29 protein-coding genes, 1 tRNA gene and 1 pseudogene are annotated in these 26,817 nt (G+C 41.4%); 25 read left to right on the top strand and 6 right to left on the bottom strand.

What is annotated here, in order from left to right; translation table 11 throughout:
* The first annotated feature begins 140 nt into the window (after positions 1-140).
* The 4 genes from DOT_RS31940 to DOT_RS17655 are packed head-to-tail and all read left to right on the top strand — an operon-like array spanning position 141 to position 2,042.
* Positions 141-626 carry a hypothetical protein gene (locus DOT_RS31940; protein ID WP_009621626.1) on the top strand — a complete coding sequence of 162 codons (486 nt, stop codon included), beginning with the start codon at positions 141-143 and terminating at the stop codon, positions 624-626.
* Positions 593-1,243 carry a hypothetical protein gene (locus tag DOT_RS31935; protein ID WP_009621624.1) on the top strand — a complete coding sequence of 217 codons (651 nt, stop codon included), beginning with the start codon at positions 593-595 and terminating at the stop codon, positions 1,241-1,243. Before DOT_RS31940 ends, DOT_RS31935 begins: the two co-directional genes overlap by 34 nt.
* Before the next feature lie 43 nt (positions 1,244-1,286).
* Positions 1,287-1,544, top strand: a complete 258-nt coding sequence (locus tag DOT_RS17660) for an EscU/YscU/HrcU family type III secretion system export apparatus switch protein (RefSeq protein WP_040412664.1) — start codon at positions 1,287-1,289, stop codon at positions 1,542-1,544.
* 54 nt (positions 1,545-1,598) lie between these two features.
* A complete protein-coding gene (locus DOT_RS17655; protein WP_009621620.1) occupies positions 1,599-2,042 on the top strand; it encodes a DUF2383 domain-containing protein in 444 nt (147 codons plus the stop codon).
* Between the two features lie 421 nt (positions 2,043-2,463).
* Here DOT_RS17655 and DOT_RS17650 read toward each other — a convergent pair whose 3' ends face one another.
* Positions 2,464-2,784: a hypothetical protein gene (locus DOT_RS17650; protein WP_009621619.1), complete on the bottom strand. Its 321-nt coding sequence runs from the start codon at positions 2,782-2,784 to the stop codon at positions 2,464-2,466.
* A 268-nt stretch (positions 2,785-3,052) separates the two neighbouring features.
* On the opposite strand from DOT_RS17650, the gene DOT_RS17645 reads away from it, so the two are divergent.
* A complete protein-coding gene (locus DOT_RS17645) occupies positions 3,053-3,316 on the top strand; it encodes an antibiotic biosynthesis monooxygenase (RefSeq protein ID WP_009621617.1) in 264 nt (87 codons plus the stop codon).
* A gap of 168 nt (positions 3,317-3,484) precedes the next feature.
* Here the strand turns inward: DOT_RS17645 and DOT_RS17640 are convergent, their stop codons facing one another.
* The 3 genes and pseudogenes from DOT_RS17640 to DOT_RS17630 all read right to left on the bottom strand — a co-directional run bounded on the left by DOT_RS17640 (position 3,485) and on the right by DOT_RS17630 (position 5,295).
* Positions 3,485-4,294 carry an aminotransferase class IV gene (locus DOT_RS17640; protein ID WP_040412662.1) on the bottom strand — a complete coding sequence of 270 codons (810 nt, stop codon included), beginning with the start codon at positions 4,292-4,294 and terminating at the stop codon, positions 3,485-3,487.
* Positions 4,281-4,685 (bottom strand): annotated as a pseudogene (locus DOT_RS17635) (chorismate-binding protein); the annotation flags it as partial. The pseudogene DOT_RS17635 and the gene DOT_RS17640, both read right to left, overlap by 14 nt.
* Before the next feature lie 103 nt (positions 4,686-4,788).
* Positions 4,789-5,295 (bottom strand): hypothetical protein, encoded by a 507-nt coding sequence (locus DOT_RS17630; RefSeq protein ID WP_348982154.1) that lies wholly within the window; start codon positions 5,293-5,295, stop codon positions 4,789-4,791.
* A gap of 148 nt (positions 5,296-5,443) precedes the next feature.
* Here DOT_RS17630 and DOT_RS17625 point away from each other — a divergent pair, with 148 nt between their 5' ends.
* The 8 genes from DOT_RS17625 to DOT_RS17595 all read left to right on the top strand — a co-directional run bounded on the left by DOT_RS17625 (position 5,444) and on the right by DOT_RS17595 (position 12,618).
* On the top strand, positions 5,444-8,227 hold the full coding sequence (locus tag DOT_RS17625; RefSeq protein WP_040412660.1) for a helicase C-terminal domain-containing protein: 2,784 nt from the start codon (positions 5,444-5,446) through the stop codon (positions 8,225-8,227).
* Between the two features lie 65 nt (positions 8,228-8,292).
* The gene (locus tag DOT_RS17620; protein WP_009621607.1) at positions 8,293-8,931 is read left to right on the top strand and encodes a phosphatidylserine decarboxylase family protein; all 639 of its coding nucleotides are present in this window, start codon (positions 8,293-8,295) and stop codon (positions 8,929-8,931) included.
* The gene (gene pssA / locus DOT_RS17615) at positions 8,928-9,467 is read left to right on the top strand and encodes a CDP-diacylglycerol--serine O-phosphatidyltransferase (RefSeq protein WP_009621605.1); all 540 of its coding nucleotides are present in this window, start codon (positions 8,928-8,930) and stop codon (positions 9,465-9,467) included. The genes DOT_RS17620 and pssA overlap by 4 nt, the downstream gene beginning before the upstream one ends.
* Positions 9,468-9,477: 10 nt before the next feature.
* A complete protein-coding gene (locus DOT_RS17610) occupies positions 9,478-9,705 on the top strand; it encodes a hypothetical protein (RefSeq protein ID WP_040412658.1) in 228 nt (75 codons plus the stop codon).
* Between the two features lie 555 nt (positions 9,706-10,260).
* Positions 10,261-10,611, top strand: a complete 351-nt coding sequence (locus DOT_RS17605) for a hypothetical protein (RefSeq protein ID WP_009621592.1) — start codon at positions 10,261-10,263, stop codon at positions 10,609-10,611.
* A gap of 207 nt (positions 10,612-10,818) precedes the next feature.
* Entirely contained in the window at positions 10,819-11,271 is a 453-nt protein-coding gene (locus DOT_RS17600; protein ID WP_009621590.1) for a hypothetical protein, read from the top strand.
* Positions 11,272-11,580: 309 nt separating this feature from the next.
* A complete protein-coding gene (locus tag DOT_RS31115; RefSeq protein WP_009621586.1) occupies positions 11,581-11,727 on the top strand; it encodes a hypothetical protein in 147 nt (48 codons plus the stop codon).
* Positions 11,728-11,736: 9 nt separating this feature from the next.
* Positions 11,737-12,618: a DUF1858 domain-containing protein gene (locus DOT_RS17595; RefSeq protein WP_009621584.1), complete on the top strand. Its 882-nt coding sequence runs from the start codon at positions 11,737-11,739 to the stop codon at positions 12,616-12,618.
* 68 nt (positions 12,619-12,686) lie between these two features.
* Here DOT_RS17595 and DOT_RS17590 read toward each other — a convergent pair whose 3' ends face one another.
* Positions 12,687-12,875 carry a ferredoxin gene (locus DOT_RS17590; RefSeq protein ID WP_009621581.1) on the bottom strand — a complete coding sequence of 63 codons (189 nt, stop codon included), beginning with the start codon at positions 12,873-12,875 and terminating at the stop codon, positions 12,687-12,689.
* Positions 12,876-13,371: 496 nt separating this feature from the next.
* Between DOT_RS17590 and spo0A the strand changes: the two genes are divergently transcribed.
* The 11 genes from spo0A (at position 13,372) to DOT_RS30625 (ending at position 25,423) form a co-directional block, all read left to right on the top strand.
* Complete coding sequence (gene spo0A / locus DOT_RS17585) at positions 13,372-14,172, top strand: sporulation transcription factor Spo0A (protein WP_009621579.1); 801 nt, start codon at positions 13,372-13,374, stop codon at positions 14,170-14,172.
* A 652-nt stretch (positions 14,173-14,824) separates the two neighbouring features.
* Complete coding sequence (locus tag DOT_RS17580) at positions 14,825-16,249, top strand: peptide ABC transporter substrate-binding protein (RefSeq protein ID WP_242833862.1); 1,425 nt, start codon at positions 14,825-14,827, stop codon at positions 16,247-16,249.
* A 175-nt stretch (positions 16,250-16,424) separates the two neighbouring features.
* The gene (locus DOT_RS17575) at positions 16,425-17,756 is read left to right on the top strand and encodes a HAMP domain-containing sensor histidine kinase (RefSeq protein WP_009621575.1); all 1,332 of its coding nucleotides are present in this window, start codon (positions 16,425-16,427) and stop codon (positions 17,754-17,756) included.
* The gene (locus tag DOT_RS17570) at positions 17,753-18,379 is read left to right on the top strand and encodes a response regulator (RefSeq protein WP_009621573.1); all 627 of its coding nucleotides are present in this window, start codon (positions 17,753-17,755) and stop codon (positions 18,377-18,379) included. The genes DOT_RS17575 and DOT_RS17570 overlap by 4 nt, the downstream gene beginning before the upstream one ends.
* A gap of 151 nt (positions 18,380-18,530) precedes the next feature.
* Entirely contained in the window at positions 18,531-20,159 is a 1,629-nt protein-coding gene (locus DOT_RS17565) for a peptide ABC transporter substrate-binding protein (protein WP_009621571.1), read from the top strand.
* A 73-nt stretch (positions 20,160-20,232) separates the two neighbouring features.
* Positions 20,233-21,162: an ABC transporter permease gene (locus tag DOT_RS17560; RefSeq protein WP_040412656.1), complete on the top strand. Its 930-nt coding sequence runs from the start codon at positions 20,233-20,235 to the stop codon at positions 21,160-21,162.
* Positions 21,163-21,166: 4 nt separating this feature from the next.
* Positions 21,167-22,084 carry an ABC transporter permease gene (locus tag DOT_RS17555; RefSeq protein ID WP_009621567.1) on the top strand — a complete coding sequence of 306 codons (918 nt, stop codon included), beginning with the start codon at positions 21,167-21,169 and terminating at the stop codon, positions 22,082-22,084.
* A 14-nt stretch (positions 22,085-22,098) separates the two neighbouring features.
* A complete protein-coding gene (locus tag DOT_RS17550; protein ID WP_009621565.1) occupies positions 22,099-23,094 on the top strand; it encodes an ABC transporter ATP-binding protein in 996 nt (331 codons plus the stop codon).
* Positions 23,095-23,111: 17 nt separating this feature from the next.
* On the top strand, positions 23,112-24,065 hold the full coding sequence (locus tag DOT_RS17545; protein ID WP_009621563.1) for an ABC transporter ATP-binding protein: 954 nt from the start codon (positions 23,112-23,114) through the stop codon (positions 24,063-24,065).
* A gap of 238 nt (positions 24,066-24,303) precedes the next feature.
* The gene (locus DOT_RS17540) at positions 24,304-24,903 is read left to right on the top strand and encodes a guanylate kinase (RefSeq protein ID WP_009621561.1); all 600 of its coding nucleotides are present in this window, start codon (positions 24,304-24,306) and stop codon (positions 24,901-24,903) included.
* 292 nt (positions 24,904-25,195) lie between these two features.
* The gene (locus DOT_RS30625) at positions 25,196-25,423 is read left to right on the top strand and encodes a hypothetical protein (RefSeq protein ID WP_157998483.1); all 228 of its coding nucleotides are present in this window, start codon (positions 25,196-25,198) and stop codon (positions 25,421-25,423) included.
* Between the two features lie 131 nt (positions 25,424-25,554).
* On the opposite strand, the gene DOT_RS17535 is transcribed toward DOT_RS30625, so the two are convergent.
* Positions 25,555-25,630: transfer RNA gene (locus DOT_RS17535), tRNA-Arg, on the bottom strand.
* A 285-nt stretch (positions 25,631-25,915) separates the two neighbouring features.
* On the opposite strand from DOT_RS17535, the gene DOT_RS17530 reads away from it, so the two are divergent.
* Positions 25,916-26,785, top strand: a complete 870-nt coding sequence (locus DOT_RS17530) for a YitT family protein (RefSeq protein ID WP_009621554.1) — start codon at positions 25,916-25,918, stop codon at positions 26,783-26,785.
* Positions 26,786-26,817 lie beyond the last annotated feature (32 nt).

Genomic DNA, 26,817 nt, shown 5'->3' with positions numbered 1-26,817 from the left:
GGTCAGCCTCCTACCCGATTATCTAAGTTGAAGAATACACTAGAATGAACTTCATAAAAATTCCTACTAGGACAGCAATCGTAATGTTGAGGTGAGCATGCAAAAATATGTACGCTCAGTAAGGAGAGAGGGTCTGTCGTATGGAAGTAACTGGCATATTAGCGCCGGGGGCAATCAAGGGTGTAGGGCTTAATCAATGGCAGCTTGGCGAGCGTCTGTTAGTAGAAGTAGTTCGGAAAATAGGAGAAGGTGAAGCGACCATTCGGGTAAAAGGGCAAGACATCTTTGCTCTTTTGGAAACTTTAACCGAATTAGGAGAAAGGTTTTGGGTTAGAGTAGGCGATGTGAAAGATGGGAACTTATTGTTGATACGCGAACCTCTGATGGAAAAGCAAGAGGATATTCACGTTGTCCCTCAACAGTTTCAGCAGCTTACAGAAAGAGGATTGCCTATTAATCAGGATATTATGACTCTGCTTAAAACATTTCCAAACGCGCATACAGAACTATTTGATTTTTTAGAGAATATTCAAGGCACAATGACAGACGAATTTATTGTAAACTTAAAAAAACAATTCCTGAGTGGGAGGAGTTGTCTAAAGAAAACGGAGCTGAAAAGTTTGTAGAGTGTTTAAGAAAACTTGGACTCAATTATGAACAGCGTTTACAACAGATGCTAAAACTAGATTCTCAGGCCAAGGAAGTTGAGAAGAACAGCCTTAAAGAGACCTTTAAGTTTAAGCTCCTCGAAGCCATTCAGCATCAAGAAGGACAAGGACTGCATGATCCTGACGGGCCCTTAGCGCATTTGCTTCAGAAAATTACAGGACAACAACTATGGTTTAAAACAGGGGTTCTAGATAATGCCTTTATGCTGCTCCATATCCCCTTATTAAATCAGGGACAACCAGTACCAGTGAGAATAGCGATTGAAAGTGCTCGCAAAGGATCTAAAATGGATGAACAGCACTGTCGTGTAGCGATTCAAATTGAAACCGAGCAACTTGGCGACATTGGAATTGATGCATTTTTTGATCAGGATTCTCTAACATTCCGTGTCCTTACTCGTAACCTCCCATTTCTACCCCAGCTCATTGAGGCGGTAATACCTGAAACAAGAGCAGAATTTTCCAAGCTTGGTTTTAATGTAGCTAAAGTCGAAACAGGAGATCTAGACCAAAACATAGAATTTCAGAATTTTCTACGCGGAATCAGACGAAGTGGGGTTGACGTTCAGAGATGAAAGAGAAGATTGAAAAAAAAATAAGAAAGATAAGGCTGCAGCACTGCTTTATGATCAAACAGGGGCACCCCGTATCGTCGCTAAAGGGGCAGGGGAGATTGCCCGAAAAATGATCGAAGCCGCTGAAGCAGAAGGAATTCCTATACAAAAGAATGAAGTGCTTGTGGAAGCATTGATGCAGGTCGAGTTGACAAAGGAAATTCCCCCCCAACTTTATCGTGCAGTGGCAGAGATCCTGGCTTTCATTTATAGATTAGACAAAACAAAATTACGTGCCACCAGGTCATCTAAGCATACATAATTCAGAGAATGCTTCACAAACTATACTGAGTGAAAAATAATGCAGGAGGCCTATATGAATACTTCATTCGAAGTGCTGAATAAGATCCTTGAGGGCGAGCATATGGCGATTGAACAATACCAAGCGTATATTGGAAAACTTACGGACGGCCCACTTCGTAACCACCTTTCGGCCATTCTGACAGATCATAAAAATCATGCCACCAGGATATCTTATTACATTCAAACTAATGGGGGACAAGCTGAAGAAGGTGCTGGTTTAGGGGGCATCGTTGCAGATTGGAAAACTCGTCTAACTAATATGGGAGAGGCAACACCCATGGAAATCTTGGAACATCTTTATGACGGCGAAGACAAAGGTTTAGCCCGAGCTGTACAGTATTCAGAGCGTTCTTTGAGTAGTGCGGAAAAAGAAATGTTGAATCCGATCTTTTCTGACGAACATGATCATCTGAAACAACTGCAGAGTCTAAGAGCAGGTCATTACAGTAATATCTAATAGGAATCTGCTGAATTAAGAATACTGCTAGGATCTGGGAGAAAACTTAGCTGTTGCCCGCGAAGACACTGTCTTCGCGCGTATTAGCCTTCTTGTTAGCCATAGGTGAGCGTGGCCACTTTAGTCGCACTTATGCGGAGTACATGGACGGCCGAGCGTGCCTGTAGTCATGACTCGAACAGGACGATCAAGTTAGCGCACCGCCAAGGGCTGGAACAGGACGTTTTCGAGATCAGAGCATCGCCATGACGATAAGCGGACGAGCTTATCGCCACACTGCAACTTATTACGCATACTCCTGCAGTGTGGATTGGCTAGATGCCGCGGTGGCGAGAAGGGACCTCGCAGAAAATGTATGTATGAAAAGTTATTCGGATTAGTACAAAAAAGCGGCTACGGCCGCTTTTTTGTACATTATTTATTAGCTGGATAGTGCTTCCTTTTCTCGCTTCTTTGATAAGCGCTTTCTTGCTAACATTTCAGCGACTTTTCCGCTATCACCAAGAAGAACGCCTTGTAATCTCCATTCACGGAAGGTCTGCCAAAACTGTTGTTCCGAGATTCTCCCGGTATACCTGTCGGATTCTTCATCGTAAGGCCAAAAAACATCAACCCACAACGTTCCTTTATTGCTTAGAACCAGTACAAAATGAACAAGTTCTGGGTTAGGAGATTCAGAATCATGCATTAATATGTGTGAACGACCATTAGGGAAATCTGTACGTAAATAACTAAGCTTCATTAATATTCCCCCCTTGTGCTATTTTTAGATAAGCACTTGACGTTTCAATTTCAGTATAGCATGAAATGTTGAATAAAACGATGGGTTTTTTGACCACCACGTCACAACTGCTTATAGATTATGGAGTTAGTTTCAATTCTTGTTAAAAGTTCTTCTTATCTTAAATTATGCCTTTGTCGAGTAAAAGTTCACACACTAGAATTGTATACAGTATTTGTGTTCAGGATAAACTAACTATGCAAAATTGTAGTTTCTAAGGAGGTAAAATATGCTTACAGTTATTCATACGTTTAATGGTCCTGATGCAGACCGCATTCTAGGAGAAGTTCGAACTGGAATCAAATCCGTAGAGAATATTGAAGGGTTTAAATTTGCTTCAGTAAACAAACAAGACAATACATCAGACATAATGGTTTTTTCGAAATGGGAAAACCGGTCTGCTTATGAAAATTGGGCAGACACCGTTGGCGAAAATAAGGCATTTAAATCGGCAACGCCACAAATGTATGAGGTACTTGAAGAGAAGTATTAACTAGAAGAGGGCCAAGGGTAAAACCTTTGGCCCATTTTTTTATACTAGTCAGACTTCCATGCCGCTACGAGGTACCACTCAGGGCAGAAAGCATATTTTTGTTTCATACTTTCTGGAAGTCTCTTCTCGCCATCCGTTTTTATTTATTATAAGAAAGGCGCAGAAGCATTAGAAGGTTGTAGGAGGTTTGTTAATTAAATTTTTATAAGCTAAATCTAGAGCTTTCGTTTTCGATTTGGGAGTAATTGGAAAGGAAGTATCATCGATTTGACGAACTGGCATTATACCCATTAGGGCATTAGTCATGAAGATTTCGTCAGCCAAGAACAAGTCGGATAACGGGTACAAGCCTTCTTGAGTTGGAATTTGCAGAGAACGAGCTAAACTGAGAATGAGGCGGCGACGTGTTCCAGGCAAACACCCACTGGCAAGAGAGGGGGTGAAAAGTGTCTCGTTTTTAACAAAAAAAAGATTACTCATCGTACCCTCTGCAATATATCCTTCGGTATTAAGCCACACGCCTTCATCGGCACCTTGAAGTTTAGCAGTTTCCTTGGCCAGTATATTTTCCAAATAATTTGTTGATTTAATTGAAACCAAGGGGGAATGTTCGTTACGAAGGGTTGGCAAGATATGAAGACGTATGCCTTGGCTATATTGTTCGGGTGTATAGGGGATTGATCGTTCGTGGAAAAAGAGCTTAGAAGGGAGATTAGCTAGGGGGGCTCCACCACTGAGCGTGATACGGAGTGCATAGGGAAGAGGACTCAGAGATTGTTCGATAAACTTTTGGATTCGAGACAACCATTCAGCTTTTTCTGGTAGTTGGAGACTGAGTAAATCAGCCCCTATGTTCATGCGCTGCCAGTGAAGATCAATAAATAGCGCCCCTTCTTCAGTAATGAGAAGCGTTTCAAAAACCCCAAACCCGAATAAAGCCAAGCGATCATGGGATAACAATGTCTCACATGGAATCATTTAAGCGTCCTTTCAGCACTCTAAACAGTGCTTTTGCTTTATCAAGCGTTTCATAATATTCACTTTCGGGTATTGAGTCTGCGATGATCCCGTCGCCAACGTGAACATAAGCCTGACCTTCTTTTAAGAAGATCGTCCGGATAACAATATTTAAATCCCAAGCGCCATCAAAGCCTATATAACCAATGCTACCTGTGTATAACCCACGTTTGTGAGGCTCTATGATCTCCATGGCTCTAATTTTAGGAGCACCAGTGATTGAGCCGCCAGGGAAAATTGCTCGTAAAATATCGTTGGGGGTTAGCCCTTTTACAAGTTGCCCCGTAATGGTCGATACTAGATGCCAGACCGTCGGATATTTTTCAAGATCAGACACATTGATATTATTGTGTCAGGGAGCCTTTATAAGCAGCATATAAGAGAGTATAAGATTTAGGGTGCATAGATGCAACTATTTCAGAGATAACCAAAATAAAAGTTGCTTTACGCAACTTCTATTCATCTTTATCATGTAACATATCAGTCAATGCCTCAAATGCAGGCTGAAGATTAGGGTTATCTATCCCTTGTAAGATTATTGTTTGATTAATAATCACCTGCCCAACATTTGACCCTATAACTTCGATTTGGAGGGACTGAACATCTAGGGTAACAACGTGGTCATCTACAATAAACGTCATGCGCTTTGGCTCTGGAAAATTGGCTTGTAGGCTTGTCGTTCCGAGCGGGTCATTATCCTGGGATTTCAAGTCACTGGGAGTATGCAAATCACTCAAAACAAAAGAAGATTCCAAAAGTAATTTTTGCATAACTGCCATATTGGTATTCCATGGTAATTCGATGAGTTCTGATTGAGTAGTTCCTGACGGCGAAACAGATAAAATAACGTATGAACTGTCTTGGGTTAAAAAGGGTCTTTCTGAACAACCGCTAAGGAATAGACTAGAAAATAAAACAGTAAGGCTAAGTCCGAATGTTGAAATGGTCCGTTTGAACAACAATGGGGTATCCTTCTTCCTAACCATATATTTGTCGACAACCTATTTATTTACCCAATACGTTATTCGCTACAGAATGCATAAATCCTGCTTTTCGTTGATTCCTTTCGATAAAATGGTGTACAATGACAGCAAGAGAGGGGTCAACACTGTGGGCAAAGACATCGTGGTTTTTGATGTAGAGACAACGGGTTTGGAGGTTGAGCAGGATGAAATTATTGAATTCGCAGCACTAAGAATTCGTAATGGACAGATTCAAGAATCATGTCATTTTTTTGTTCAGCCTGAGCAAGAAATAACTAGTAAGACTTTAATGCTCACAGGTTTATCTGCGGAAGAGTTTACTAACTCGTTACCAATATATGAGCACCGTCAAGAAATATTGAATTTCTTTGAGGATGCAGTTTTAGTTGGGCATCAGCTATCTTTTTGCCTCTCTATCCTAGAAAAGAAATTGAAAGTTAATTTTGGGAATTCCCAATGGGATACACTGGAATTAGCTCGCATCTTTTTTCCTACAGTACATCACTACCAGTTACCCTACTTAGCTGAAAAGCTCTCCTTGGCTTTGGGAGACGGATCTAGACATCAGCGTTCAGAAACGAATGTCTGGTTGACATGGAAACTTTTTGAGGCTTGTAGCTTGAAAGGACTTAAGTTTGATCTTAGTTTTTTTGACCAAGCTAAGAGTTTCCTTGAGGGATGGGCAGGAAGAGGTTTTATTGACGAGGCGTATAAAGAGATTATACGTCGCTTTCCTGACCGCCAGATTCGTACGGATCTTGTGCTGGCCCCTATTTCTGAGGGGATATTTGCGCGGGGACAAACACCAACAGAAAACGTTCCTAGTTCAATCGATTGGGTTGTCGATAGTTTTTCACCGGGAGGAACCCTCGAACGTAATCTACCGGGTTATGAAAGCAGGCCAGGTCAAGTAAGAATGGCAAAACTTATTGCAGAAGGTCTTACTTCCTCACAACATGTCGTTGTTGAGGCAGGAACAGGAACGGGGAAATCGTTTGCCTATCTAATTCCGTGCATATGGTCGGCAATAAAGACAGGTCAAAAAGTTGTGGTAGCGACTCACACCATTCCTCTCCAGGAACAACTTCAAAAAAAGGATATCCCGATTTTGGAAAATGTGTTACCTTTTCCATTCCGTGTTTCCGTCTTGAAAGGTAAAGGTAACTATTGTTGTTTGAAAAAATGGCAGGGATGCTTAGTTAATTCACGGGAAATTCCAAGTGGAGAGCAGAGGCTTGCCCTGTTAAGTGTTCTTGTTTGGTTAAGAGAAACCTTGACGGGAGATTTGCAGGAACTCTCGAAGGTTCCTGGACTCATGCAAATTTGGCCCAGTTTAAGTGCGGACAATGAAACTTGTATTCCAGGCAAGTGTTCGAAGGCAGGTGTTTGTTTCTTACAAAGAGCTCGGAAGAAAGCTGATGAAGCAGACCTTTTAATAGTAAATCATTCATTGCTTTTTTCCGATCTGAAGACAGATTATAATGTTTTGCCGGAATATCATCAGTTGGTGATTGATGAAGCCCATCAGATATACCAAACTGCTCTCCAGCACTTGGGTTCTGATCTGAATCTAGATCATATCACCCAAATTGTTAATAATGTCTATAGACAGGCTGGTCCCAATTTCTACGGAATGGTTAAACAACGATTGCGGTCGCTTACCCAGATTGTCCCATCAGTTCCCTGGGAAATCTTTGAGAAAAGGTTAGAGAATGTTCCTGAAATTTGTCATATGATTTTAGATCAAGCTCAGGAATTGTTCCAGTTACTGTCGCTAATATTAGGAACGAACCGTACGTTTCGATTTGTCGCAAGCCATGCAGCCCAAACATGGTGGGCGGGGCTCAATGTTCAAATCGAGAACTTGTTTGGACGAATCAAAGCATTGGGGGCTGTCCTCGAAAGTTTAAAAAACGCTTTGAGTGGAGAAGATGCCGATGAGGTTGAAGAGTTAAAATACGTTCTAACCAGCCATCAAAGAGAATTGCAAGTCCTCATGGATACCCTGATACAAGCAATAGACGTAGATAATCCGAAGCAAGTGATTTGGCTTGAACAAAATTCGACTCTCTATTTAAAAACTTCCCCAATTGAAGTTAGCGATATTCTTAAAGAAAAAATATTTTCTCGCCTTGATGCTGTAATTTTGACCTCGGCCACGTTGAGTATATCTGATTCGTTTGTCCATTTTCTACGAGATATTGGATTACCGAGGACAACAATTACAGAACAGGTTGATTCACCTTTTGACTATGAACGGCAGATGCGGCTCTTTGTGGTAAAAAAAGGAATGAACCACCAAAATTCTGATGAACAGAAGGCAATGGATCTCACAGAATTTATTTTCGAAGTTGCGGAGCGCATGAATGGTCGGACTTTAGTTCTTTTTACTGCTCATAAATTATTAAGAGAAACCTATACTTCATTGTATCCAAGGCTGGCGCGAACGGGTATTGAAACACTCGCCCAAGGAATCCATGGGGAACGTAGTACCTTGCTTGAAGCCTTTAAGAGAAATCCAAGGAGTGTGCTGTTAGGTGCTAATAGTTTTTGGGAGGGAATTGATATACCAGGTGATACATTATCTTGTGTCATCTTAGTTAAACTTCCTTTCTGGCCACCTACGTTACCTTTGGTTGAGGCTCGTTCGGAATTCCTAAAATCGCAAGGACGTGATCCCTTTCAAGAACTCTTGTTGCCTGAAGCTGTTATCCGTTTCAAACAAGGGTTTGGCCGTCTTATTCGTTCCAAGGGGGATAGAGGGGTTGTCATTTTGCTTGACGACCGAGTGATTGATAAGTATTATGGCAAGTTCTTTCTAAGTTCTTTACCGATTCGAACGCATGTCCGTGGAGAAAATAAGCTTGTTCTTCGTAAAATCGAGGAGTGGAATACAAGGGAATTAGACTAATAGCTTTTATAATCATCACAAAAATGATAAACTAAAGAAAATCAAGGGAGGAGGTTATTTTCTAGGTGAAACAATATCCCATTTCTCGTGATGGTTGGATATATCTGGCGATATTGGCAGTTCTAGCGGTTTTAGCCTATTGGGTTTGGCCGTGGCTAGTTATTTTACCGGGTATCGTGTTCTTGTTTGTTGCATTTTTCTTTCGCAATCCTGAAAGGGATATTCCAACTGATGAATTAACGTTAGTTTCCCCGGCTGACGGCGTTATCATGGATGTGGAAAGGGTCTTTGAAGACCAGTTTCTTAACGGTGAAAGCATACGTGTCCGTATCTTTTTAAGTGTTTTTAATGTCCATGTTAATCGAAGCCCGTTGGTCGGTAAAGTTGTATTTCGTGCCTATCGACCGGGACAGATGATCCCTGCCTTTAAAAGTCACGCCTCAGAGCTGAATGAGAAGAACTATGTAGGGATCCAAAATAAACAATTGCAAGTTTTAGTAACTCAAGTAACCGGATTTATTGCTCGACGGATCGTGTGCTGGGTGAATATTGGGGACATCGTAGCCAAAGGGGAGAGGTTCGGTTTAATAAAGTTTGGTTCGTGTACTGAAATTTTTGTACCGACAAATGTAGCAATTATGGTTAGTCCCGGGGATAGGGTGCGTGGAGGAGTAAGCGTAATAGGGAGAGTGAGTGTCGATTGAGGGGTAATCCAATTCCTGCTCGCATGATTCCGAGCATCTTTACTTTGGCTAATTTGCTTTTTGGTTTTCTAGCCTTGATCTGGGTCTTGGAAGGCAATTTTACATTAGCAGCTGCAATGATTTTACTTTCTGTTCTCATGGACAGCTTGGATGGAAAGGTGGCTCGTCGGCTTTCTGTGAGCTCGGATTTTGGAAAAGAGCTCGATTCTTTGAGTGATTTAGTTTCTTTTGGGGTTGCACCAGCAATTCTTACCTATCAGGCAATTTTACAGCCTCACCAATTATCGTATGTAAGGTATATAGGTTTAGGCATTGCTATAATTTTTGCCTTATGTGGAGCAGTTCGCTTAGCACGTTTTAATATGCTCAATATTACAACCCATTTTGTAGGTGTGCCCATTACTTTTGCAGGTGGCTTTATGGCGTTATTAATGTTTTTGCGAAATATGATGCCTTGGTATATTTATCCTGCTAGCATGGTGATTTTGGCGTTTTTAATGGTGTCTACGTTTAAGGTGCCAAAGTTGAGTAAGTAGGGGGACTTGTGTGACACAGCGCTCAGTCTTACGACGCAGAGCAAACAAACCGTTCAAGCTCCTGGCTTTAGGGAGCGGGGTTCCCCCCAAAAGCGCCATCCTTGGCGCATTGGCGGCAGCGCACGTCCTTGTGCGCTGCGCCGTATTTGGGGTCGGTCGCTTGAACGGAAGTTTGCTGGTCTGCTTACGTAAAGACGTCGCGCTGTGTCACACTGCGTCCCGGGCTTGGGAGGTTTAGTCTTGCTTTGGGGAGGCGGGAGAAGGGACGGTTCTCGAGTTGCATAGTTGCGTGCGTGGGAGACGGCACATTCCATGTGCACCGTCTTGTGTCGGGTCGCTTTCGTGAAGTTGGTATACTGCTTACAGACGTTGCGCTTGTGACGGGAGAAGGGACGGTTTTCGAGTTGCATAGTTGCGTGCGTGGGAGACGGCACATTCCATGTGCACCGTCTTGTGTCGAGTCGCTTTCGTGAAATTGGTATAGTGCTTTACAGATGTTGCGCTTGTGGCGGGAGAAGGGACGGTTCTTGAGTTGCATAGTTGACGTTCGTGGGAGACGGCACATTCCATGTGTACCGTCTTGTGTCTGGTCGAATTTTGTGAAATTGTATTCTGCTTATTAGATGTCACGCTTGGAGCAGGGAAATGTGCGCTACGTGACCTATTCGAACTTCGAACTTCAAACCAGCAGGGGAGGTAAAGGTAATTTACTTTCCCTGCTGGTTTTTTTCACCCTTCCACGGATGAAGCATATAATATGGCACGGAAGTGATCTCTAAGGAGGAAGCAGTTAATGGATAGTCAACAAGTTAGTTGGAATAGTGTAGGATTACGCATGGTTCAAGGATTGACGACAACGATTGATGTGGTTCGCCAACTGGATGTTCAGGAAGCCTCTTTAGTTATGCGATTGTTAGGAAAAAGCTGCACCCGAATGGCGAAGGAGGGGGTAGGGCATCAATTTGGAATTGCCTTAATTGAAACGAGTGCTCAATTAGCGATGAAAGAGTCATTAGTTTTGGAAGATGTTCTTAAAGTTATTACGGGAATCATTGGCCGCCTCTATTTTACGGCGAATTCAGAGGAGGAACGTCTTCTCGTTGTTCAGCTTGAAGAGGCAGTAAAGAATTACCAGGTGATCTAAAAGGGCATTCGTAATTGTGCCTGCATACATTACCTCTGAGTGGGAGATTTCAAACGGATGAAAAGGAGGAATGGGTTTATGCGAATTTATTACGTTCGTTTACCTGAGTTTGTACTTAATGTGTTAAGAAAAGTTTTTGGCTAAAGTGGAATGAAAAGGACTTTTCCCTCCTACAATGTATAGTAGAGACAAGCAAGGAGGGAAATTATGCGTCACAGTCGTTATCTATGGTTACTAGGGTTATCAGTCTTCTGTCTAATCACAATAATCACCTTTAAAACGCCCCAAACAGTGATATCAGCATTGGCGGATTCTCATTACAGAAACTCTCCACGTTCGACTATTCAACAGTTTTGGTCGCTTATGGATCTTCGGCAAACAGACCTCGCCCGCGACTTGCTTAGTTTACCGACGGGTTCTTTGGATGAAAACGAATTTATTGCTTGGCAAACTATGTTGAATAAAGATCCGTTATTAACCTTACAAAAAGTGGAGTTTATGAATTCGGACCAGGATTCGTTATCTTCACAAACGGTAGTGGTACGTGTTTATTGGACATCGCCTGTTCAAGATGTTCAAAATGTAACATTTTCAATGAATCTAAAGCAAGCGGAAAAGGGTTGGCGAATTGAACGAATTAAGCGGATAAGTAATCTTTAAAGCTAACATCAAAACCGTTTTACAAATGGCCTAATTGATAGAAACGTTAAATTGAGCGTTAAGAGTAATAAAAGCAATTCGAGAATTATATCTCGGATTGTTTTTTCTATTTTTTCGAACATCTCCAGCTAGTTCTATTTACTTTGTATTTTGTACTACTGTATAGTTTCTAGACAAATTGCTTAAACTGTGGGCTGATACCATTTTTTCGCAACAAGGAGTGCCAAAATACACGTGAAAGTGTGGGTTACGTCACATTGTATCAGAGAGTACCATGATAGACTAATGAACAAGAAGGAGGTCATTTTGATGGCAAACGTAAAAAAAGAGGCTCCTGAATTGGAGTGTGCTAACTGTGGAACGACTAGTGAATTAACCCCCGTAATAACCTATGTCCACCAAGGTGAAGAAAAACATGTATGTATGCATTGTTTACCAATGCTCATACATGGTTAGGAGATAATTATGCGTTTTACATTGGATATGAAATTGAAGGATATTATGACTTCAAATCCAAAGACTGCAGAAGCTATGCAAGAACTCGGATTACATTGTCTAGGATGTGCGTTTTCAGTCAATGAGACTTTGGCCAATGCAGCGCAAATGCATAATCTTGATCCGAATGTGTTGTTAGAAAAAGTAAACTCTGTTGAACAAGGGGAGATATCTGCTGAGGCCGCTGCAAAGGCTCAGCCAGCAGGGTCTATTTTGCAAATGGATAAAAAGACTTATTCGATTGCGCCACATATACCAGCTGGGGTGGTAACTCCTGAAATTTTACGTAAGATTGCAGATGTAGCAGAAAAATACCATGCTCAAGCGCTTAAAGTGACATCTGCCCAGCGAATTGCCATCGTCGGGTTACTCCCTGAAGATGTCCCGAAGGTTTGGGAAGATCTGGGGATGGATCCTGGGCATGCCGTTGGCTTATGTGTGCGGAGTGTGAAGGTTTGTCCAGGTGAGACATTCTGTAAGCGAGGATTACAAGAAACACTAGCTTTAGGGATAGAAATTGATAAACATTATCATGGGATGGTATTGCCCTCAAAATTTAAAATGGGGGTAGCAGGTTGTCCAAATAAATGTACGGACGCAGCTTCTGTGGACTTGGGTCTGATGGGGACGAGCAAGGGATATCACCTTTATGTAGGAGGAAATGGTGGCGTTAAGCCGAGGAGAGCAGATATACTTTTGGAAAATCTTCAGAAAGAGCAAATTCTGCCAGTGGTGGACGCGGTTATTTCTTACTATAAGGAAAATGCAAAACCCCAAGAACGGCTTGGGCGTCTCATTGATCGAATCGGCCTAGATGGACTTCATGAAGTTGCAGAAAAAGCTATGCATTAAGACAGTAAAAAGCGGATGGTATCATCCGCTTTTTACTGTCTTTTTAAGGTTTGACGTTCATTTCTTAACTAGTTAACATGAATTGCGTCTGTTGGGCAGCCATCAGCGGCTTCTTTAGCGGCTGACTCGACCTCACTTGGTACCGGGCTAGTATACGCTACGGCTAATCCGTCATCCTCCATCTTGAAGACCTCGGGACAGAATTCTGGGCAAGCTCCACACCCAATACACGTATCTTTGTCAACTGCAGCAATCATATTGTACCCTCCTTTAATTAACTAGCTATATTCTCTCCTTGTTAAAGTCAACTATTCATAAAACATTAACTATTTTCGAAATGGATTTGGTTCAAGATCAGACGATCCGTAAGCAATGAAGCAAAAAAGCACGATTTTGTGGGTAGCATTGTATGCAATGAATAGACTTTACCCGCTTCAATAACACGTTATTTTTTCTCAGGAGGATATGTTTTGCTTAAACTCGATATTGTTCACGACAATTCGTTTATTTAATAGTGTAATAATTGCTTATGGAAAATTATAGTAGATTTTGCGGTAAATAGAAAATTCCAATAATATCCATAAACCCTTTGCCGATAAGCCTTTCTCGTAAAATTAACGGCTTAACATAGTTGCCTTATTATTTACGATTTCGACATCGACCCTAACGTATAATAAGGGCACCGGAGTGAAACAAACGCTGATAAAGGCAATTAGGTGAACCGGAATACAGTTAAGGCGGGATGATGGTAGAATGGGTAAGAAAATAAAAATAATTGTCGCGGACGATAATCGTAATTTATGTCAAATGCTACAGAACTATCTCCAAGAACAAGAAGACTTAATCATTGTTGGAGTCGCTAATAATGGTTTAGAAGCTTGGGAACTCATTCAAACTCAGGAACCGGACTTGATTATTCTTGATCTAGTGATGCCAAATTTGGATGGTTTAGGCGTATTGGAACGAATTAATAATCGTACAACAATGACTCGACCGAAAATTATTATGTTAACGGCTTTCGGACAGGAATCTCTCACTCACCAAGCGATGATGCTTGGAGTTGATTACTTTATTTTAAAACCATTCGATCTTGATATTCTCAGTAAACGTATCCGTACTTTAACGCAGGATATGCCTACGGCAGCACCCGAACAGTTTTCTTCTTCAAGTTCTCCCATCGTGTCAACGGCGGGAAACGGACTTAATTTGAACGTTGAAGTGACCACGATGATGCATCAAATTGGGATTCCAGCCCATGTTAAAGGGTATCAATACATTCGTGATGCAATTTTGATGGTGGTTGAGGATGTTTCGTTGTTAGGAGCGGTAACCAAGGAATTATATCCGGGGATTGCCAAAAAGTTTGATACTGCACCTAGTAGGGTAGAACGTGGAATTCGTCACGCTATAGAGTTAGCTTGGGAACGTGGACATACAGATACGTTAAAACGTATTTTTGGATATTCGATGAATATTGAACGACAAAAACCTACAAATTCAGAATTTATAGCACTTCTAGCCGACAAATTGAGAGTGATGAGCAAAGTGAGTTAATCTAAGTTAATCTAAGTCATCAAGTTAATCTAGGTCAAATTAAGTCAGTCAAATCAAATCTGCTGCACCATATCTGTTTTATTAGAATAATTGAATCTGTAAATTCGTAAGAACCTGGAGGTTTTCATTTGAATTGTTTGCTGTGATTTTTAGCAAATTTATAAATAATATATATTTTAAATCCCTCAAAACAAACGACTGAAAGATAATTTTGGATGAGATAGAGGGTGCACTTTATTCAAAACAATTATATTGCTCAGAAAACAGACGAAACACCTTATAAATAAATAACGTAAGGTGTTTTTGTCTGTTTTTGTTTTCCAAGACTAGTGTTATAACGAAGCTTCAACGTTGCCTTTTCAATCTCTATGCAATGATTTCAGAGCGATATAAGGTCTGAATAATGCTTCTTTGTTATATGGTTACCAATAAATGCGTTTAAAAGCGTGTAGGTAAATCTTAGAAAGGAAGGAATAAGCACATGTTTAGGAAGAATAAATTAGGAGCGATAATACTAGTAGTTGCCCTAATGATATGCATTACGGCACCAGGCTACAGCCTCAGAAAAATGAAAACTAGTTATAACCCGGGACCCGAACCAAAAACATTGGACCCTCAAATGTCCAATAATACTTCTGAAGTGATTATGGAAATGGCCATGTTTGAAGGCCTGACACGTTTAGATGTGAACAACGTTCCGCAGCCAGCTATTGCGGAAAAAATTGATGTATCAGCTGATGGTCTGAATTATACGTTCCATTTGCGTGACTCCAGATTTAGCAATGGTGATCCGCTAACGGCAGATGATTTTAAATTTGCATGGATGCGAGCCATGGATCCTGTTAATGCCGCAGGGTATGCATACCCGATAGCTGCTTATATTAAGGGAGGAGCTGCCTATAATGCTAAAATGGGAAAAGCTGAAGATGTTGGTATAAAAGTGATCAATCCACAGACATTAGAAGTAACGCTTGTCAATGTTGCTCCTTACTTTCTGGCTCTGACTGCATTTCCAACCTATTTTCCGGTTGATAAAAAGGTTGTTCAAGCGAATAAGGATTGGAACCTTAAAGCGGAGACATTTGTCAGTAATGGTCCTTTTCAAATGAAATCGTGGACTCATAATAAGGAAATCATCGTTGTGAAAAACGATAATTACTGGGATGCCAAATCGGTTAAAATTTCAGAACTTACGTTTAACCTTATTGAAGATCCTAAAGCTGCGCTGACTGCCTATGAAGCAGGTCAAGTTGATGGAATAGATAGTGTTCCGGCAGGTGATACTAAGCGTCTACTTAAATCAGGAGATCTTAAAATTGATCCTCAAGTAGGTACCTACTATTATGCTTTTAATGTTACAAAGAAGCCTTTTGATGACCCCAAAGTGCGCCAAGCCTTGACCTTAGCGATCGACCGCCAGGAAATTATTGCTGCAGCAACCCAAACAAATGAAAAGCCGGCCTTTGCTTTTGTTCCATACGGTATTAACGATGCCGATACAAGTAAACAATTTCGCGATGTCGGAGGTGACTACTTCCAAGAAGACGTCGCAAAGGCTACGAAACTCATGTCCGATGCGGGTTTCCCCGGTGGAAAAGGTTTTCCGGAAATCAAAATCCTATTTAACCCTAATTTCAATCACGAAAAAATTGCAACTGTTATCAAAGATATGTGGAGTAGAAACCTTGGGATCTCGGTTACACTTCGCAAAGAAGAAGGTCAAGTCTATTTGAAATTGTTACAAAGCTTTGATTTTGATGTAGCTCGTGTTGGCTGGACTGTTGACTATATGGATCCACTGTCTTTATTGGATATTTTCACAAAAGGTGGTGCAAATAATAAAACTGGGTGGGCTAACCAACAATATGATACGCTTATTGCAGGAGTAAAGAAAAACCTGGATCCTAAGGCCCGCATGCAACAAATGCATGATGCTGAAAAAATCTTAATGACGGAATTGCCTGTGATGCCTATTTATTATGAAAACCTTAAATACACTTCGAAGTCATTTGTAAAAGGTGTAATTCATTCGCCCCTTGGTCTTGTAGACTTTAAAAACGCAACTGTAGAAAAATAAACAGGAAACTTCGTGAGAAATGAAATTTCAATTGAATTGGAGGTTAACTTGACAGAGGTAAGATCAAATCGTAAAGTTGTCTTATTGGTGACGAGTTATGCCCACTTGAAGCGGAAAAATTATCAGTATTCCGATTTCATGTTACACTCTCATGAGTAGGAAGGTGGTAATTTAAGTGGGGAAAGTCGTAAGGTCGCGGAAAATATGGATAGGAATTGGGTTGTTTTTGTTAGGTGTCTTAATTCCACTTTGGTTAAAACCTCAACTTCTGAGGTTAGATCAATTACTCCAAACGATGGATCATAGAACTGACGGGAATGCGTTAATGATTGACGCATTTCTTACTGTATCAATTAATACCATTATTACCACCCCCCAGTTTCTCAGTGTGGTGATGCTGGGGGATGGAATGGCAGATGTTTTCAATCGTTCCGCCTTAAAGACTATCGTTCCCTTGGTTGCTGTGCCGCTCGCTTATGTTATCGTTAATGTAATGACGCCGCTAAACTATAGTTTTGGAGCTACAGATATTTTCCTTTGGCTTACGATCGTGGTGATGCAGCAACTAAGTAAACAAAAATTGAATATGGGAATGAAATTACTGGTTTTCTCCCAACTGATTTTTGGTGTTGCTTGGTTAAATCAAGTTCCTTTTCTTACTCAATATGGTTTCGGACAAGGTTCTTTATCGATAAAAGTAAAACAGGCAGCGATTCAACTTGGATTTGGTCGAGTGCTCGCCCTTTATGCGAATGTATTGTTTTTTATCTTCGTAGCTAGTGCTCTCACTTTATGGATTTACTTGATTTTGTATATGGAAAAATGGTCCATTTCTCAGGACCTGCATCGTGCTCAACTTGAAGCTTATGAATCTCGATCAGGACGTGAAGTTCTGCATCTTGTCCATGACCTTAAAACTCCGCTTGCTACCGTCGAAGGATTGGTTTCTTTAATGGAAATACGATGGCCCGATCCTAAGATGCAAGAATACTGTCAAACCATCTATGGTTCGATTCAATCGATGAGCAGAATGGTTTCGGAAATTTTGTATGAGGATCGAAAGAACTGGTGTGAGCTTAAAGAATTAATTGATTATATTCGGGCTAGTCGTCTAAGTGGAACTAATTTATTGGTGGATATTGAGTTAGAGGAAGAACCTCACCCGATTATTTACATTAATAAAATTAGGCTGACTCGAGCAATCATAAATTTAATTGATAATGCCTTGGATGCCACTCGAGAGCAAGATAATGGAAGGGTAGTCCTGCGCGCAAAAACATTGCCCAACGCAATAAAATTAGAGGTTGAAGACAATGGGCATGGTATTCAGGCAAACGATGTAAAAAGAATCTGGAAAACTGGATACAGCACTAAAAACCATCCTGGAGTTGGCTTAGCTTTTGTGCGACAGGTAGCGGAAGGGCATGAAGGATCCGTTAATATAAAAAGTGTAGTGGGGCAGGGAACGAAAATTTGGATAACCCTGCCACTGGGAGAAAGCCAATGAGAATATTAATTATGGACGATGACCAGTCTCTTCGTTATATGCTGAGTGAAATATTTAAATTTGTTGGTTGGGAGCCCGAGGCCTATCCTAATGGAAGAGCCGGAATTGAGGGGTTTCTCAAGCATGGCGCGGATATCATTTTAGTGGACTATCATATGCCGGAAATTGATGGTTTAGAAACAGTTCGTCTAATTCGGAAACAAGATCAACAAATACCGATTCTTGTACTTACCGTTGATGAAAGGCAGGAAATTGCCGATCGTTTTTTAGATGTAGGTGCCACCGATTTTGCCCTTAAACCTGTCAAAGCACCTGATTTAATTGCTCGCGTGCAACTGCATAAACGACTATTGGATATGACGAAAACTTTTCAAGCAACACCTAAAGTCCAAGACGAAGTGTTTGTAACCAAGGGGATTAGCAAGCCGACACTATCTTATATCGAACGATATCTAACGACTTGCCAGCAACCTTCCACAGTAGAGGAGATTTCCAAGGAATTATCCCTCGCCGTTCCCACCGTTTATCGCTATCTGATGTATCTTGTTCAAAATGGTAAAGTAAAGCCAATTCCTAGTTACAAAAAAATAGGACGTCCGAAAAATCGCTATTGTTGGGTTTAACGCAACCTTTTAGGGAATACTTAAGCGGGATTCTCTCAAATCCGGCAAATATAATCAAACTTATACTTTTTATCTTTTTTATTTCTTTAGTTGGTCCATGCATTTTGTTATAATAACTAAAAATGTTGCACATTAATTAAGGAGGATACATATGACTAACGCAAAAAGGTTCATTGCCGGAATCTCAACCACTGTGCTACTTGCGGGTCTACTTACAGGGTGTGGTGGAAACACGGCTCAATCAGGCAGTGCGGGAAATTCTAAGCAATTATTAAAAATGACTTTGCTGGCAGAACCGCAGGCCCTGGACACATCAGTTGCCAACGCCGCCGTATCGTTTGATATTCTGAATGCGATTAACGAAGGCCTCTATCGATTAGGAGCAAACGGAGAACCGATACCTGCTTTAGCTGCTTCAATGCCGGTGATTACGAACGAAGGAAAGACGTATACAATCAAGCTGCGGGATAACATTAAATGGTCAGATGATTCACCTGTGACGGCAAAAGATTTCGAATATGCTTGGAAGCGTACGTTGGATCCTAAAACAAAAGCGGATTACGCCTTTATGGTTGCTTGGATTAAAGGTGGAGATGCCTTCATGAACGGAAAAGGGAGCGCTGACCAAGTTCAGGTCAAAGCAATTGATGACAAAACCCTCACGTTCACGTTGGAGAACCCAATTCCTTTTATGACGGCCCAACTCTCATTCCCGGTCTTTTTCGCAGAAAAGCAAGAGTTTGTCGAGAAATATGGTGACAAGTATGCTGCTGATGCTGACAAGCTGTTGTTCGATGGTCCTTTCCAACTAAGCAAATGGGATCATGAACAAAGTTTAACCTTAGTGAAAAACGACAAATATTGGGACAAAGATAATGTAAAACTGAATGAAGTAGATGTTCAAATCGCTTCGGACAATAATACCTTAGCTAACTTGTACCAATCCAACGCCATCGATGTAGCTCGCATCACCCGTGACCAGGTGGATCAATGGAAAGCTAAGCCCGATTATCAGATTTCACCCCAACTCTATATTACCTACGTAGAGATGAATGAAGCTGTACCAGCCTTGAAAAACGATAAAATTCGTCAGGCTCTGGCCTTGTCGATTGATCGCAGCAATTTAGTCGATATTGTATTCCATGATGGAAGCCAAGCGCCGACTGGATTCGTACCGAATGGGACTATGGACGGAAACAATAAAGAGTTCCGTAAAGATGCAGGAGATGTGCTGCCGAAATATGATCCAGCCCAAGCCAAAACATTATTAGCTCAAGGATTAAAAGAAGCAGGACTTACCTCCTTCCCAACCTTAAAATTCACAGGTGATGATACCGAAGATGGGAAAAAGGCTTTAGAATTTATCCAAGGACAATGGAAACAAAATCTTGGGATTGATGTCACAGTTGAGTCGATTCCCCACAAACTAAGGATTGAACATGGACAAACGCATCAATTTGATCTGTTATTATTTAACTGGGGTGCGGATTATAACGACCCAATGACTTTCCTGGATTGCCATGAATCAACCTCTTCCTTCAACGAGAGTCAGTTTAAAGATCCAGAGTACGATCAATTGATTGAAAAAGCCAAAGCAGAACCCGATGGAGCGAAACGTGCTCAATATTTAGTTGATGCTGAAAAGATTTTAGTTGCTAAAATGCCAGTTGCTCCCGTGAACTTCCGTGCTTATTCCTATCTGGTTAAACCAAACGCCAAAAATATTCTCTTCTTCCCTTATGGTTCTGAGTGGGATCTCAAAAACGCATCTGTCGAATAGTTAGATCAATTTAGAAAAGATAGAGGGGTTCCATCCGGAACCCCTTCCTTTTTAGTTTGTAGGAGGTGTTATGATGTATCGTTTTATTCTGCGACGTTTCTGTTATATGTTGATCACGTTCTGGATGATTGTAACTGTGACTTTTGTGCTCATGCATAATTTGCCAGGTGATCCATTCGCCAATTCCGAGAAACTTTCTACCCAACAGAGGGCGTTATTAGCCAAAGAATACGGACTGGATCAGCCGATTTCCGTTCAATATAAAGACTATCTCATTAACATAGCAAAGGGTGACTTAGGAGTATCTTTTGCTTATCCTACCCGTAGAGTCACTGAGATCATTAAACAGTCCTTCCCTGCATCAGCTGAACTTGGCATAGAATCGATTATTTTTTCTGTTTTAATTGGGTTGATTCTCGGGATTACAGCAGCTCTCAAACATAATAAATCTTGGGATTATGGAGCGATGTTTATTGCTATTGTCGGTGTTTCAATTCCTTCATTTGTGCTGGGACCGATTTTGCAATATCTAGTGGGTGTCAAATGGGGGATTTTACCCGCGGCTCTTTGGGATGGACCTGCCAACCGAGTCTTACCCGCCTTGACCTTATCATTTATGACGATTGCCATAACTGCGAGAATGATGCGTACCTCAATGCTTGATGTCCTTCATTCGGATTATATCAAAACAGCTCGATCCAAAGGATTGTCTCAATTCTCTATTATCCTTAAGCATACTTTGCGTAATGCGATTCTACCGATCGTTACAGTTCTTGGACCTATAACAGTCAATGTTATTACGGGAACTCTTGTGGTAGAACAGATTTTTGCCATACCAGGCCTAGGAAAATACTTTGTTCAGGCTGTTTATTCTAATGATTACACGTTAATCATGGGGTTAACCATCTTTTATAGTCTGCTGCTCATCGTGGTGATGTTCTTGACGGATATCGCCTACGGATTCATTGACCCTCGAATTCGTTTAGCGAAAGGGAGGAATTAATACTATGCCGGAAGTCAGAGATAACCTGTTTATCCCCGTTACAAAACAGGCTGACCAACAAGAGAAAATTACGCGACCGTCGATCACCTATTGGCAAGATGCTCGGCGACGGTTGAAGAAAAATAAGTTCGCAATGGCCGGTTTCTATTTCTTACTGGGAATTACTTTATTCGCTATTCTTGGGCCGTTTTTACAAAAAAATGGGTATGATGTGCAACACCTGACAGCGAGAAATGAGATGCCCAACAGCACATTCTGGTTTGGAACGGATGAATTCGGACGAGATCTTTGGGTTCGGCTCTGGTGGGGAACCCGTATCTCGTTGTTCATCGGGATTATGGCTGCGCTGATGGACTTGTTGATTGGGGTTCTATATGGTGGAATTTCTGCCTATTACGGTGGGAAAATCGACGATATGATGCAGCGCTTTATTGAGGTGGTCTACTCCATTCCGTATTTATTGATCACGGTGTTACTCATAGTGATGATGGGATCGGGAATTTGGACGATTGTATTTGCCTACGGTATAACCGGTTGGATTTCGATGGCTCGTCTGGTTCGGGGACAAGTCCTCTCCTTGAAAGAACAAGAATACGTGTTGGCGGCCACCTCTTTGGGTGCCAGCCCTTGGCGAATCATTACCAAACATCTTATTCCCAACGCGCTTAGTTTTATTATTATTCAGATTACCTTTACAATTCCTCAAGCTATTTTTACAGAAGCTTTTCTTTCCTTTCTCGGACTCGGAGTTAAAGTTCCCCTAGCTTCATTAGGAATGCTACTCTCGGATGGAGTTGGGTCGATGCGTGTATACCCCTGGAGATTGTTGTTCCCGGCCCTGATTTTTTCGTTGATGATGGTCTCGTTTAATCTTCTCGGAGACGGTTTGCGTGATGCGCTTGATCCAAAATTTAGAAAATAAAAGGAAGTGTCCGTGTGGAAAACATTCTGGAAGTAAAAGATCTAAAAGTATCTTTTCATACGTATGCGGGAGAAGTTCAGGCTGTGCGAGGCGTTTCCTTTGATTTAAAGAAAGGGGAAGTCTTAGCCATTGTGGGGGAATCTGGGTGCGGGAAATCGGTAACTTCTCAAACCATAATGCGATTAATTCCAAGCCCACCTTCAATTATCAAAGAAGGTTCAATTCTCTTTGACAAGAAGATAGACCTGGTGCAACTTACCCTAAAAGAAATGGAATCAATTCGTGGTTCCGAAATTGGCATGATCTTTCAAGATCCAATGACATCCTTAAATCCAACAATGACTATTGGCAAGCAAATCACCGAAGGATTAGTCAGACACCAAGGGCTCAGCAAGGAGAAAGCTCAAAAGGAAGCGATTGAACTGCTTTCGTTGGTAGGTATTCCTCGTCCTGAAACTCGGATAAAACAGTATCCGCATGAATTTTCGGGTGGGATGCGTCAACGGGTAATGATTGCTATTTCTCTGGCCTGTCGTCCCAAATTATTGATTGCTGATGAGCCTACTACGGCGCTCGATGTAACAATTCAAGCCCAAATCATTGATTTATTAAAGGATTTACAGGAGAAAATTGGCTCTTCAATTATTATTATTACTCACAATTTGGGAGTCGTTGCCGACATCGCTCAACGGGTGGTGGTTATGTATGCCGGAAAAATAGTGGAGCAAGGAACAGTGGATGACATTTTCTACCGTGCCCAGCATCCCTACACCTGGGGGCTTTTGCATTCCATTCTACGGCTCGATGATGACGAAAAGAGCGAACTAGTGCCAATCGAAGGAATGCCGCCGGATTTGTTAGCTCCTCCGCAAGGATGTGCTTTTGCTGCACGGTGTCCGCACGCTATGAACATTTGTTTAAATGAGGATCCGCAAACTCAGATTATACAAGATGAACACAGCATGGCTTGTTGGCTAATGGACAAGCGAATGAGGACGGAAATTCGCTAAAGCAAGGAGGGAACACTGTGTCTGATCCAATTTTAGAAGTTAAAAATCTAAAAAAATATTTTCGCGTAACGAATGGCGTTTTGAAAGCCGTGGACAATGTCAATTTATCTATTCAACGGGGAGAAACCTTTGGCTTAGTGGGAGAATCGGGATGCGGAAAGTCTACTTTGGGACGCACAATTATGCGCTTATATAATACAACTGAGGGACAGGTTCTTTTTAATGGAGAGAATGTTCATCAGTTGAAAGGAAGCAGGCTGAAACAATTTAATCGAGACATGCAGATGGTGTTTCAAGACCCTTATGCTTCGCTTAATCCGCGGATGACCGTAGGCGATATCATTGCCGAAGGGATCGACATCCATAGATTATCTAGCGGTGTCAAACGACGGGAGCGGGTTTCTGAGTTGTTGCAAACAGTTGGCCTTCCCGAAGAGCATGCTTCTCGCTTCCCCCATGAGTTTTCCGGAGGACAAAGACAACGGATTGGAATTGCGCGGGCCCTCGCGATTAACCCCCAATTTATCGTTGCGGATGAGCCAGTCTCGGCGTTAGATGTTTCCGTACAAGCCCAGGTCATTAATTTATTTAAGCGTCTGCAAGAAGAAAATGGACTAACCTATTTGTTTATTTCTCACGATTTAGCCATGGTCAAGCATATTGCCGATCGCGTTGGGGTAATGTATTTAGGATCGTTGACCGAAGTTGCCCAGTCTCACGAGTTATATCGTAATCCACTTCATCCCTATACCGTAGCCTTATTGTCTGCGATTCCGATCCCTGACCCTGAAGTGGAACGAAAACGGGAGAGAATTATTTTGGAAGGGGATGTTCCTTCTCCAATCAATCCTCCACCTGGTTGTCGCTTTTTTGCTCGGTGTCCAAAAGCCATGCCTCAATGCCAAGTGGATACTCCGCGTTGGATTGAAGTGGAAACGGACCATTATGTAGCCTGTCATTTATATAAATAGCCAGGGAAATGTTGTTATCCATCGGTCAATGGCCTGGCCTGAAACTCAATGATTATTCGACGACGTCGGTTATAGTCTTCCTAAACGGAGAACGGTAACCGATGTCTGTTATTGTTCAAGAGTTAATATAGTTTAAAAACATATTTCGTTCTATGCTCAAGTTTGCCATTCCTTGATAAGCGATGTTACAATAGATGTTACAGTAAAGTGCAGTAGTGATTATGAGGGATGGGACGATGTGGGTAAGATATTCTGCCTAATGGGTAAAAGCAGCTCTGGAAAAGATACTATTTCTAAAAAGCTGTTACAAGATAAACAACTGAATTTGAAGTCAATAATTCCATATACGACGAGACCTATAAGGCACAACGAAGTCCAAGGGCTTGATTATTACTTTGTATCTAAAGAATTATTGGCACATTATCGAGAAATGGGTAAAATTATAGAACAGAGGGATTACTATACTATTCATGGTAAATGGTCTTACTGTACGATTGACGATGGTCAAATTAAATTGACTCAGGATAATAATTATCTGCTGATCGCTACGTTAGAGTCCTATGAAAACCTCCAAAATTATTTTGTGGCAAGTGATGTTATTCCCCTGTATATTGAAGTTGACGATGGAGTTAGACTGCTACGGGCAATAGAAAGGGAAAAACAGCAAGCTCAACCTAACTATGAGGAGCTATGCAGAAGATTTTTAGCGGATAGTAATGATTTTAGTAAGCAAAAGCTAGAAGATCTTGGAGTGATAAAATTTTATTCAAATGAGAATATAAATCAATGTATTAACCGTATTAAAACCGATATTTTGCTAGTAATTCATAAATCGTAGTCTTATGATGGGTGTAGAATTATGATGAGTGTTGAATTATAAAATATAGAGGTAATAGGAAAAATGGGTGCCCTGAACTCATTAAATACCTGCAAAAAAGAGGTGGTAAATATAAAATTGCCACCTCTTTTTACTACTAGTTAGAAATGTATTGCGCTAAACTTTCTGGAAGGTCCCTTCTCGCCATCCTTGGCTACAGGGACACTCGGCCCGTCCATGGCCAGCGGTCTCTTTTTGCCATCACGGTGCCTTGCCAATCCACACTGCAGGAGTATGCGTAATAAGTTGCAGTGTGGCGATAAGCTCGTCCGCTTATCGTCATGGCGATGCTCTAATCTCGAACGTCCTGTTCGAATCTTGGCTACAAGGACACTGGGTCATCCATGGCTGTGTTCTGATCTCGCACGTTACACCGGTTGTTAGGGTTGTTATACAAGCTTTAACGGACGCCATTAGTTCGGGGCATCTCGCTAGACAAAGAGGTAAAATACATGTCCTGTTTGCAATATCAAAAGAATAGGAAAAAGAATCAGAAAATTCTTACTTCATTGAGAACAAAAGTAGTAAAATTGCGAAGTAGTAATAAAAATAAAACTAAAAATAGAATAAAAATAAAAAAAGCCACAAAAAAATTGTGACTTAATTTCAGTATGGTGCGCCCGGCGGGATTTGAACCTGCGACCTCCGGCTTCGGAAACCGTCACTCTATCCACTGAGCTACGAGCGCTTATTGAGGACACTTTAACACTTTACTCAATAATGAGTATTTTGTCAAGCATATATTGTAAATATATATTTGGTTAGAGTGATTATCTGAATCATTCTTAGAGGATAATCCAAATATAATACAGTATTTATCAAAGAATTCTAGCTCTTTGCTGGATAAACTATTGTAGGGCAACACCCAGATCTGATTTGAAGGGTTCATTAAGTTGTCTCTAGGGAGACTCTGCAGTATAATTCAACAAGGATAAACAACACGTGGATAATAATGTGTGAACGGAGGATTCAAGTGCACTGGAGACGTTTTCGTGAAATTATTCCGTGGCAATTGTTGCAACACTTGGTGGGGATCATAGTAGGTGCTACGATCGTGAGTGTAAGTATAAACACACTAATTATCCCTAATCAAATTGCAGATGGCGGGGTCACGGGAATAGCTATCATATTACATTACTTATTTCTTTGGCCCGTAAGCTGGACGGTTCTTCTGCTGAACCTGCCACTTTTTATTCTAGGCCTACGTTTGGTAGGACGAAACTTCTTAGTTTTTAGTGTCGTGGGTGTTGGTATGCTCTCGGTTATGCTTTCTCTGACTTCACATCTCCCGGCATTGACTCATGATACGCTGCTTGCCGTGATATCTGCAGGGGTCCTTTCAGGAATCGGGATGGGCATCATCTTCCGCTCCAGCGGTTCGCTTGGTGGAACGGATATTTTAGCTGTCCTGTTTGCGCGAACAACCTCATTTAGTGTGGGTCAAATATTGCTGGGGATTGATGCCCTGATCTTTCTGGCAGTTGCCATTTTGTTTCGCCCTGAAATGGCTATGTATGCCATGATTTATATGTTTATAGCGACGCGTGTCGTTGATCTTGTACAGGAGGGATTAAGTCACTCCAAGGCGGTTATGGTAGTGACAACTCAGCCTCAGAAAATTGCTGAGGAAATCATGGCGAAGCTTGAGCGAGGGGTTACACTTTTTCAAGCGACAGGGGCCTTCTCAGGCGATGCTAAACAAGTAGTTTATTGTGTAATTAATCGTACTGAATTGTCTCAAGTCAAAAAAATTGTTCGGGATCAAGATCATCAGGCTTTTGTGGCTATTTCGGAGGTGCCGGAAGTTGTTGGTGAAGGTTTCTCATCATGGAAAGGACATTGAGAAACAATGGTGATTAATCAAAGAATGTGAGC

Source organism: Desulfosporosinus sp. OT (genome assembly GCF_000224515.1).
Classification (GTDB): Bacteria; Bacillota; Desulfitobacteriia; order Desulfitobacteriales; family Desulfitobacteriaceae; genus Desulfosporosinus.
Note: the sequence above shows the minus strand (reverse complement) of the source record. Positions and strands in the feature narration are given on the sequence as shown.